The following is a 10,107-nucleotide window of genomic DNA, read 5'->3' as shown; positions in this document are numbered from 1 at the left end:
GCTGCATTTGTGGTGCTGTAGCTGCTGATACTGTCTTCAAGCAGGACCTGTCCGGCCTGGCTGGTGCTGGCGGCGCGGGTGGCCTCCTCATAAGTACGCTTTACCGCATTGGGCGTCGCTGCCTGGGTGGTGCTGTCGCTGTCGGTGCTGTCGTTAAGGCGTACGAAACCTACTTCATCTAAGGTGGCAGTAGGGTGGTTGCGTGATGCCTCATGGGCTCTGAGTGCATCTTGCTGCCGATCGCCCGGCGTAGCAGGGCGCAGGTCAGTGGCACCATCCGTCGCAACGGTGGCCAGTGGGGCCAGGTAGTGACAAAACCCCGCCGCGTCGGTGTAGTCATCAATGGCCTGCCTGTTATCGGCGAACAGTTGGATAGCGGTCTGCCAGGCACCGGTCGCGGTGCCTTGCCAGCTGGCATCAAGCCAGATTGTCTGTCCGGGTTGCACGGGCAATGTGGTGGCCGAGGGTAGCACCACACGCAGCCCCTGAACGTAGCCGATGCCTGGCGCGATGTGCGCTGCCCCCTCTTGCGGCGTGACGCGCCAGCCATCGTCCAGAAAGGCCGCGGGTCCGTAATGGTCACGGGCTATCAGGCGGCGGATCTCATCCATGCCAGCCAGGCGGGCGGTGAAATCTATCTGCCAAACCTCTGCGGTAACGGTCACCTGCATGGCGGCGGCGGCACCGTCGAACTCCATGGCGAAAGTGCGCGTCAGGTTATTGCCCTGTATACCGTCTGCGGTTTTGATTTTTTGCTGACGGGGAACGTGGGAGATCATGCACAGGGTGTTGCTCTCTGCGTGCAGCAGACCTATCCAGTTATAGTCAAAATTGCCTACGGTGGTGTCCAGGATAACGGAGAATGCCACGACGTTCGGGTTGAGCAGTCCGTATTGCATTACGGGCATACGGTGGCGGATGAACGTATCCGCTGGCAACGGCTCGGTGTGGTCTATCTCTGCATTTTCGTCTTGCCCGGGGATATAGGCAAAAATGACGGTATCCGGGCGGGCAGGCAGGTCATGTGACATCTGGCTGGCACACCACTGCTGGTAGTGTTGGGTGATCACAGTGCTCATGGGTGTGTGCCCTCATTGGTGACCCGGGGAATTTTGGCGTGTAAATAGCGGTAGTCGCCGTCAAAGGTTGCGCCGGTGATATGCAGGGTGCGGTTATTGATGATCTGGAAAAAATAGCGGCGGCAGGTTCGGCCATACTGGCGCACCAGGCTCATCATTAACGCGTTGTTCTCGCTGAGCTGGAGATCGTTGATACGCAGCATGATCTGATCCCAGTCGAGCCGTGACTGGCGTTGCAGCGTTTGTACGTCACCTATCTCCAACCGCTGAAAAATACGCTCAAAGCCGCGCTGCTCGCCGGCGTCTTGGGCGTTGATAAAGGCGTGCTTTACGCGCAGGCGGAACAGCCTCAGCGGTTCACCGTTAAAACGGGTGATGCTGCGCTGGTAGGCCAGCAGGTTAAGCAGTGGTACCGCACAGCTGTCCACATCGATTTGTGCCAGAGGCCATGTCAGCCAGCCATAGACTATCTCCCAGTAGCGTTTTGAGGCGTGTGCCAGCGTCAGCGGCTCGCCCAGGCTCATCCAGCCGGGCAGGGCGATGTCAGGCAGTTTTGGCAGATTCATACGGGTACCTCGATGGACAGGGCACGCAGGCGCGGCACGGCCAGGCCGCTTTCGATATCTGTCAGCGAGAGTATGACCGATTCGATTTCGGCAAAGTGCTGGTGAATCTCCTCACTCAGACGCGACATGCTAAAGCGGCTGTAGGGCCAGGTCTTCTGTACGTCATATTCGGTATTTTCACGGAACGCGCAGCGCACCAGGTTGCCGACATCGCGCCGCAGTACATCGATCGCCTGTCCGGTCAGCCCAAGGCTGGCATCGAGGTACAGGGTAACAGTCAGGTCGTGGCGTGTTTCGGGCATCGCGAATGTACGCAGATCGTCGCCGTGGCCGTGATGCCCCCGGTCCATGATATGGTCATTGATGGTGTCGATGAACGGCTGGGCGGGGATCCCGCTGTCCAGCAGAATATAGGCGTTGGCGGTGCCCGGACCGCGCGGCGCGTCGTGTACAAAGTAGATGCGCTCGGCGCTGATACCGGCAACGCTGGAGATCAGGCCACGGTATACGGCATCGGTGTGGTAGGCACCGGCCAGATTGAACTGATTGCGCACCCGATCGCGCAGCTCATCGTCGCGCTCGGCATCGGCACCGGGGGAGAGCAGCCAGTCCTCGGGGTTTTCGACGCGCTCGATACCGTCGATGGCGGTAGGCAGAATGCGGTAATAGCCCGGGGCCAGATTGAAACCGGCACCGGGAGCGTCAGCGGTGACCTTCAGGCGCAGCTGCGCTACCCCTTCCGGAATGACGGCGTCGGCGGTGGTGGTCAGCGAGTAGATGACGCCATTGATGCGCTCTGTCTGGATCTGGGTGCCAGCAGGTACGGTGATGAGCCGGGCGGCATCGGCCTTGGTAAACAGGATGACCCCCCGGGCGGCAGTGGCAGGCTTACGGGGCAGGTTGACCGCCCAGGCCATGATATCGACGAAGACGCCGCTGGCTGTCGCCAAAAACAGGTTTTTCATCACCACGTTGACCAGCGCATCCTTGAGCCACATCACCGGCGTTGTGACGATGGCGGTGATCAACTTCCAGAAGGGCGACATGCGCGACGCATTGGTGATCAACCCCTCTGCTTTGACGATGGCGTCAAACCGGGCTCGCGCCTGCGCGGGAGTGGTGGGCATGCCCTGCTCCGCCAAAATTTTCTCGTAATCGACCTTCGGCTTGCCATTAATCATTCAGTGTCACCTCAAATCTCAGCGGTTCATGGCGAAAATCTTCGGTTGCGGCCAGGATAAGCAGCCGGCCGGAAAGCGGCGTCTCTTCGGTTACGCTGACCGTGCCCGGAACGATGCGATCGTCATCTTCGACCAGCAGCATCATCTGCATCATCAGGTCAGCGCGCAGGGTGGGGCTTTTCTCCGCCAGCATGCGTGTCGCCAGCCCGCTCTCGATAATGGCGTGCTGGCAGTCTTGGGCAATGCTGCGCAGGTTATCGCACAGCACCGGTTCCCGGCCGCTGTTCAGGGTGAAATTGCGGTCGGTGATCAGCAGGTCGATATAGCGCGCTGGACTATCGTGCATAGAGTTCCTGAAGCTCCCTGATGTCGCCGGCAGACGCACTGGCGATGTTAAACGTGGTGGTGCGAACCGACTGATCGATGTCGGTTTTGCTGTTGTTGCTGTTGCGGATCTGCTGGCCGATGCCGCCGGGCCCCGCGCTCTGCACCTGTCCTGCGGTCAGCAGTGGGGTGGCCTCGTCGCCGGCATTGCCATTCAGCGCGTCGGGTGTGGGGATGGGCTGCATCTCTATGCTGACGCCGGGGATCAGGTTCAGTTTTTCGATGATCCAGTTATAGGCGCTGGAAAATGAGGATTTCACCAGCGCCCACAGGTTGCCAAAAATGTTCAGGATCCCTGCGGCGATACGCTTCATTGACTGCAGGGGGTTTTCGATATCGATGGCCTCCCAGATGTCTATCCATCCCTGGCCAATGATGACAATGGCATCCCACACCAATCCGAGTGCGTTGGTTATCATCTCCAGCGGTGCCAGAATGGCGCTGACGGCAGCGGCAGCGATGCGGCCAAATGAGGCGCCCGCCTGGCTGACGCGGCTGAACTGTTCGCCGGTCAGCGCGATGGGAGTGAACAGGCCTGACAGCCAACCGAAGAGGGTTTTTACACCGGACCACACCCAGGCAATCCCCCTGGCCATTATGGTGAACAGGGGGGATCCCTTGGATAGCTCGACCCAGGCGTCAGAAAATCCCTGAATGAAGCCCGAGAAAAAGGCCCTGATGGGCTGCCAAAATTTGTAGACCAGCAGCACGACGCCTGCGATGGCGGCGCCGATCAGCAGTATCGGCCAGGTGACCATGGCGATAGAGACTGCCAGTCCCCGGCCGGCGATACTCGAGGCAAGCATGCCGGCGCGCAGGTGGCGCAGAGCCATGGCATAAACTTTTGTGGCGCTGGCGGAAATCAGGGTGCCGATGGCATTAAGGCGAAATGCCCAGGCGAGCACGGTAAAGGCCGCTTTCAGGCCACTACCGACAAATCGCATGACACCCAGCGTGATATTGACGACGGCACCCGCGGCGGCCAGCGCCAGCATGGCGACGGCCATCAGCCCGATGGCGCGGGTAATGTTGGGGTAGAGCTGCAGCCATTTGATGAACTCGCGGCCACCGCTGACGGCCTGATCGATAAACGGATAGAGCACCGGCAGCAACTGGGTGCCGATCTCAATGCGCATGGCATTGATGACGGCCAGACTCTGTTTCCAAGGATCGGCCATCGCCCCGGCCATCTCGGCGGCCTTACCCATCCCCCTGCTGTTTCCCAGGGTGGTAATGTTCTTTTCCAGATTACCGATATTGGCATTGAGCAACTTGACCATCGCGACGGCCTGCTTGGAGCCAAAGGCCTTTGCCAGTAGGTCACTGTCGGTAACTTTGGACAGATCGCCAAATTTACCCTGGATCAGGCGCATGATTTCGGTGATGCCCTTCATGGTGCCGTCACGGCGGGTGAAATTCAGCCCCAGGGTTGTCTGCGCACCGCCGATGCCGGCCAGGAACGCCCGGTACTTTGTTCCGGCCTCGCTGCCGCTCATGGTGGCCTGCAGCTGGCCGAGCACGGCGAACTGTTCGGCGACATCGACGCCGGCAGCGGTGGCGCTGGCGCCCAGCGAGGTGAATGCGGCAGACATCTGATCGCCGGTGGTTTTGAACATCTGCACCGCCGTCGCCGTCTGGCCGGCGATTTGCTCCACCCAGGCGCCCCTGCCCATGGCGTTGGCCTGCTGCTCGAAAATGCCGTACATCGTGCCCATGTAGGCGGTGATTGTCGCACTGCTCGACTTGGTGGCTCTGGCCAGGGTGGCGGAGGCCGCCGTAAATCGGGACAGCTCGTTATCGGTCAGACCCGCGATGGCGGACTGGATATCGTAGGAGGAGCGTACAAACTCCGCGGCATTGCCACCATAGGCCATGGTGAAGTCGAGGGAGGCGCGCTGCAGTTTACGCAGTCCGCTCTCCGCCACCCCCAGTGACCTGACCTCACCCAGCGCCCTGTCCATTTCGATGGCGGGCTGCAGCGCCCCTTTGATGGCATGACCCACCCCCCACAATGCCGCGCCGCCGATAGCGATTTGGCCGAATGCGGCACGACTGGTGGCGGCAAACGCCTGTACCTGACTGCCGGCCGCACGCAGCGGTCGGGTCAGCTTGTTATTGAGCGAAAGCAGCAGCTCCAGGCGTTGCATGTCTTACCCCTTAAAGGCTTTCACGATGCCGTTATTGACGGCGGCGCACAGGCTCTCCCAGTAGTGGTTATCCAGCCAGGCGGCCATGGCGAGACTCTGCGGCCCGTCATCCTCACCCGGCAGATAGTGGCGGCGCAGGGCCAGCAGCTGCGAAAACGGGTTATGCCTGATAGCCTCAACCTGCGCCGCTATTTTTTTACGATGATCTCGATGTTCGGGGCGTACTCGTCATTTACCGCGCTTGCTATCGCCGCCGGCATCCCGGGTTTTTGCAGCAGCGTATCCAGCGCCTGGCGATGATCCTTGATGACGATGCGGCGCAGGTAGTTTTTCAGCGGCGCGACTTTGTTGTTCGGCATAAAGTCGTTTTGCAGGGTGTCGTAGGCCTGCGGCGTTGGGGCGAAGGTCAGCTCCTGCTCACCGATCTGCAGGGTGATCAGGCCGGGTGCATCGTTGTACTGCGTTTTTTCCGTCATAGGAGACTCCTGGGATAATCGGTGGCGTTATTAGGTTTGGGGCGTGGCCACCCGTGCCCGCATCCAGCCATAGGTAAAGTCTTCCTGGGCTTGATCCCGCTCGGTGATCTCAAGGTAGCGGGCTCCCTGGCTGCAGTTCAGCGCAGAGAGCAAAACCGTGGCGCCCTCGTCGCCGCGGGCGTTCAGGTAAGCCTGCAGAGCGGAGAGGGTACGGGGACCGATGCTGCCATCGGCCTGTAAATCCGGATACAGTTTTCCGCGCTGGTTGAAGGCGTTAAGCCAGCGTTGTAGCCAGGCAGAGGGGACGGACGGCCCCATGTTGACCCCCGTATCCAGTAACTCCTCGGCCAGCGGGGGGCTCAGGGCATAGACCTGATCGAAGCGGGGCGCGCGCCAATAGTCGGCACGGTAGATCTCCAGGGCCTGCCCGCGGGTCAGGTAACGCATATCACCGGTGTAGCCATGCGCGCGGGCGGTTTTTTCGGTGATACCCCAGTTGGTGGGACCGCCCTTATCGCTGGGGTGATCGACATAATTCCCCTCTTTGCCCAGCAATTGATCGAAAATGGCATCAATGTTCATGAAATACCTCGTACGGTTAGCGTTTATCCCGGTCGCGCCGCCGTAACCAGCGGCGCAGATAGATTTCTATGCACTGGTACCCGGCAACCCCCAGTGCGGCGCCGACGCCAGCGACGGCCAGCGGGGAGAGGCTGGGGTACTGGATCAGCAGGGCGGCGGCGGACATGGAGAGCCCGCTGCCGAGCAGCGTCCGTCCGATGAACAGCTTCCAGGTGATGGGCTCCTCACTCAGCAAGACCCGGCCAATGGCGGAACCGGCACCGATCAGCGCCAGGGTGAACAGGGTTCGCTCATGCTCGTTGAACATAGGTCACCCCATCAGCCCGCGCACGTCGTGCTCGGACAGTACGCGCGTGCCGTTGATATGGACAAAATCCGGGCTGGAGACCAGGTACTTCAGCTTATGCATGGCGAGCTCCCCCCCCTTGCTGTCGATATTCAGCAGGTTAGAGAGCAACAGCTTGCAGCCGAAGGCTTTCACATCGATTCTTTCGTCGCCGGTGTCGGCAAAAAACAGAAAATCCATCGGCGGCAGGCCGCGCCACGATCCGGCCTGGCTGGCTGCCTCGCCCAATAAATTAAAATTACGGCTATCCACCTCGATTTCCCCCTCGGCGCTGATGGCGCCGTCGATGGTACCGTCGGGGATGCCGCGCGTCTTGGCGACACTGGTCTCGTCGCTGATATCCAGGGAAACGGTGTTGATGTGGATCTCGATGCCGCCGACGTTGACGTCGAATGACATACCACTGATGCGGGCGGTCATACGTTATTCTCCTGATCGGTATCCAACATAATCCCGACGGTGATTTCCTTCGGGCAGTTGTAGGGGCGGATAATGAAATTGATACTGACGCGGGAGTTCTCTGGCCAGGTGATGGTCACATCGCCATCTTTCGGCGGGCGAACCTCACCGGGGAAGGTGATACCGTTGATCTGCACGCTCTTGGCCATCTCACGCAGCGGCTTGCCAAACAGCATCTCATGGGCAGCGATACTGCCCGGTGTGCTGTTCAGGGTACGATCGGCAATTTTGGGGATCGCCATGATACGGATGCGCCGGGCGGCTTTGTCAGCCACGCGCACGTTTTCGATCACGCCATAATCTCCGCCCTCGGCCTCCAGCGTGACGCCGTCTGACCAGTACAGGCCTTCGTAATCGGCATACCACATCGGCACGCTGTAGCGCACGCGGGCCAGCGCCTGCAGCGTGGCCAAACCGAGCTGGTTGTCGTCTACATCAACGGGTCTGTCCAGGTTTTTGAGCCCCTGCAGCGGCCCTGTTGCGACGCGTGCCGGGCTATCGGCTACGGTTACCGCGGCATTACACAGGCGCCCGGCCAGTACGCCGATATCATTACCAAAAAACGTCGGCACCAGCTGTACCTGTGGCGCGACGATGCCCTGCTGCAGCGCGGTCAGTTTTTCGATGTATTCCGCCCAAATCTCGTTGTTGACATCGATACCGGCGACGGGCAGGGCAAACCACAGCCAGCGCCCCAGCGTGTTATTGAGCTCGGTGCGCAGCGCCTGGGCGGCCAGGATCTCCTCCTGAGTGCTGATGGTTTCAGTGATGATGACTCCCTCTACCGATACCCGCGCCATGGCGCGGCGAACGGTATTGGCCCAGATGGGTTGACGCTTCTCCCCCGGCGCGGGAAAAGGAATAAAATCTGATATAACCGCCGCGTAGCAAAACGCGCCCGGCCCGGCGCTCTTGAAAAACGCGGCGATCTCATCTTTCAGCACACAGTCGTCGCTGCCGAACATGGCATCGAGATCGCTGCTGGCGATGACGGGAAAGATCGCTTCATAGTTCATACTGGCAGTCCCGACAAACAGCACGGTGCGCTCGATGGACCTGGTGACGCCGCCGAACGTGTTCAGCTGGGTAATCGTGACACTGGGCCAAACCATAGGCTTACCTCTTGATATCCTGTTTTTTCACATTCCAGCCAAACTGGATCCCGCGCAGTTCGCGCGCCAGAATGGTGGCGAATTCGTCATCACTGGCACCCAAAAATGCGCGTGCCGGCAGGGTGATAGTCCACGCCGTTTTAGGCGCTTCACCCTTGAGCTGCCGGATTATCAATCCCGCCTGAGCCATGCTCAGGTTCGCGCAGATCCACGCCTGGCTAACCCGGCGTTTTTTGCCGCGTGTTGTCGGTGCCTTGTAGCGTCCGTCGGCCCCACGGTCTGGCGTGTCCGGGACCTGATAGCCGAGCGATACCAGCGTGCGCGCCTGCGCTCGGGTGGCTGACTTACCAGCCTGCTGGGTGCCACTGCGACGCAGGGCGGCGGCGGACATCTGGATATCAGCTCCGTGCTGGTTGACGTAGCCGATGGCACCGGCGTGCGTGTTGCTCTCGTAGCTCCCGCGTCCAAAGCGCAGCGTGACAGAGCCATCGCCGTTCTCGCGTACACCCAAAAACTTCGGCAGTCCGGTCAGCATCTTGCGTTTGCCGCGCCGACGCTTGGGCCAGGGCGAACCATCCGGGGCGGTCTGTGCTCTAACATGGCGCTTGGCCAGCGGGATAAGCCCACGCCTGGCGATACGCCACAATAGGCGCTGACGCTTGGCGGGCGACATGTCGGCCTGTTTAAGCGCCTGGCGCAGCTGCTTGAGCTGCGCAGCGTTAACCTCACCCCTGATCATCGTCAGCGCCCGGATGGATGGTGCAGTGCTCTGCGACCCAGATATCTGCCGCGTCCAGCCGATAGCGCTGGTTGCCGTAGGGGATCTCCCCGCGCATATCCTCGACCAGCGTAATCGGGTCGGCCAGGGGAAGGGTGATTTGTAGCCAGGCACTCCCCTGATCGTCGACATCCACATCGATGCCCGGTCCGGCCAGCTCCAGCTCATCGCGCAGTCCGTTGGCGTGAGTGGTCAGCCAGCTGTCGATGATGGCGAAAAGCAGGTCGGGGTTGGCCAGCCGGTAGGGCCATGCCTCCCACGTCAGCACCGCGTCATACTGGCGCACCTGGATGCGCCGACAGCCATTGCCCAGGCTCTTGGCGGCGCGGCGTAGCGTGATGTTGTCCATCTCGCTGTAAAAGCGGGTGTTCGCCCGCGGCGGCAGGTGGTGCTGGATATAGGCGGTCAGTTCCGACAGCTGCGTCATGGCGTATCCTCAATCGATCAGGCTGACAGAGCAGCGCGGGCGCTGCATGATGGCGCGCAGTGCCATGGCAGACTCAGCCAGCAGTCCCCGGCGTACGTCCGGCGCCTCCTGCCCGGGGTGCGCGTCGCGCCGTCCAATGGTGGCGAACTCGGGCAGCAGGTCGGCCTTTGCGCGGGCATAGAGCGCCTTGATATACAGCGCCGTCAGATGCGTGCGGCGCGGTGCCCCATCGCGCCGCACGGCATCGATGGCGGCGGGGCCGGGCACGGCATCAGCGGTGTTGTATCCGGCCTCCCGATAGCGTGTCTGGGTGGCGGTCAGGCTCATGTTCAACTCGGCGATCGCCGTCAGCAGGGCGTTGATCACCACGCCGTGATCGATGACGGGCGGAATAGTGCGGGCGCGCTCAAAATCACCCGCGTCAATGTCCGGCCAGAATCCATCGTTCTGGAGGGTTGTCTGCTGATAGTCGATGCTTTTACCGTCAAACATGGCGTAATCCTAAAAAAAGCGGGCAGACCGGTTTCCGCGGTACACGCCGGCCGATTGGCCTGTGTCCCTCCACCGCGC

General features: G+C 60.9%; 14 protein-coding genes. All 14 read right to left on the bottom strand.

What is annotated here, in order from left to right; all coding sequences use genetic code 11:
* A partial coding sequence (locus EIEH_RS19065) for a phage tail-collar fiber domain-containing protein (RefSeq protein WP_035609844.1) occupies window positions 1-1,079 on the bottom strand: 1,079 nt, incomplete at its 3' end.
* Window positions 1,076-1,645, bottom strand: coding sequence for a hypothetical protein (locus tag EIEH_RS19060; RefSeq protein WP_015871566.1), 570 nt, complete (start codon window positions 1,643-1,645; stop codon window positions 1,076-1,078). The genes EIEH_RS19065 and EIEH_RS19060, both read right to left, overlap by 4 nt.
* The gene (locus EIEH_RS13055; protein WP_015871565.1) at window positions 1,642-2,826 is read right to left on the bottom strand and encodes a baseplate J/gp47 family protein; all 1,185 of its coding nucleotides are present in this window, start codon (window positions 2,824-2,826) and stop codon (window positions 1,642-1,644) included. The genes EIEH_RS19060 and EIEH_RS13055 overlap by 4 nt, the downstream gene beginning before the upstream one ends.
* Window positions 2,819-3,172, bottom strand: a complete 354-nt coding sequence (locus EIEH_RS13050) for a DUF2590 family protein (protein ID WP_015871564.1) — start codon at window positions 3,170-3,172, stop codon at window positions 2,819-2,821. Before EIEH_RS13050 ends, EIEH_RS13055 begins: the two co-directional genes overlap by 8 nt.
* A complete protein-coding gene (locus EIEH_RS13045; RefSeq protein ID WP_015871563.1) occupies window positions 3,162-5,357 on the bottom strand; it encodes a phage tail tape measure protein in 2,196 nt (731 codons plus the stop codon). Before EIEH_RS13045 ends, EIEH_RS13050 begins: the two co-directional genes overlap by 11 nt.
* Window positions 5,358-5,360: 3 nt before the next feature.
* On the bottom strand, window positions 5,361-5,495 hold the full coding sequence (locus EIEH_RS20125; protein WP_406943460.1) for a DUF6890 family protein: 135 nt from the start codon (window positions 5,493-5,495) through the stop codon (window positions 5,361-5,363).
* A 50-nt stretch (window positions 5,496-5,545) separates the two neighbouring features.
* Window positions 5,546-5,833 carry a putative phage tail assembly chaperone gene (locus tag EIEH_RS13040; RefSeq protein WP_015871562.1) on the bottom strand — a complete coding sequence of 96 codons (288 nt, stop codon included), beginning with the start codon at window positions 5,831-5,833 and terminating at the stop codon, window positions 5,546-5,548.
* A 30-nt stretch (window positions 5,834-5,863) separates the two neighbouring features.
* A complete protein-coding gene (locus EIEH_RS13035; RefSeq protein ID WP_015871561.1) occupies window positions 5,864-6,415 on the bottom strand; it encodes a glycoside hydrolase family 108 protein in 552 nt (183 codons plus the stop codon).
* A 16-nt stretch (window positions 6,416-6,431) separates the two neighbouring features.
* Window positions 6,432-6,722 (bottom strand): phage holin family protein, encoded by a 291-nt coding sequence (locus tag EIEH_RS13030; protein WP_015871560.1) that lies wholly within the window; start codon window positions 6,720-6,722, stop codon window positions 6,432-6,434.
* 3 nt (window positions 6,723-6,725) lie between these two features.
* Window positions 6,726-7,181, bottom strand: a complete 456-nt coding sequence (locus tag EIEH_RS13025) for a phage protein (RefSeq protein WP_015871559.1) — start codon at window positions 7,179-7,181, stop codon at window positions 6,726-6,728.
* Window positions 7,178-8,332, bottom strand: a complete 1,155-nt coding sequence (locus EIEH_RS13020) for a DUF2586 domain-containing protein (RefSeq protein ID WP_015871558.1) — start codon at window positions 8,330-8,332, stop codon at window positions 7,178-7,180. Before EIEH_RS13020 ends, EIEH_RS13025 begins: the two co-directional genes overlap by 4 nt.
* A gap of 4 nt (window positions 8,333-8,336) precedes the next feature.
* Window positions 8,337-9,071, bottom strand: coding sequence for a hypothetical protein (locus tag EIEH_RS13015; RefSeq protein WP_015871557.1), 735 nt, complete (start codon window positions 9,069-9,071; stop codon window positions 8,337-8,339).
* Window positions 9,058-9,537 (bottom strand): phage tail protein, encoded by a 480-nt coding sequence (locus tag EIEH_RS13010; RefSeq protein ID WP_015871556.1) that lies wholly within the window; start codon window positions 9,535-9,537, stop codon window positions 9,058-9,060. The genes EIEH_RS13015 and EIEH_RS13010 overlap by 14 nt, the downstream gene beginning before the upstream one ends.
* A 9-nt stretch (window positions 9,538-9,546) precedes the next feature.
* Window positions 9,547-10,029 (bottom strand): head completion/stabilization protein, encoded by a 483-nt coding sequence (locus EIEH_RS13005; RefSeq protein WP_015871555.1) that lies wholly within the window; start codon window positions 10,027-10,029, stop codon window positions 9,547-9,549.
* Between the last annotated feature and the right edge of the window lie 78 nt (window positions 10,030-10,107).

The sequence above is a fragment of the Edwardsiella ictaluri ATCC 33202 genome, assembly GCF_000264785.1.
Lineage (GTDB): Bacteria > Pseudomonadota > Gammaproteobacteria > Enterobacterales > Enterobacteriaceae > Edwardsiella > Edwardsiella ictaluri.
The sequence above is the reverse complement of the archived record's forward strand: the minus strand, read 5'-3'. Positions and strand labels throughout refer to the sequence as shown.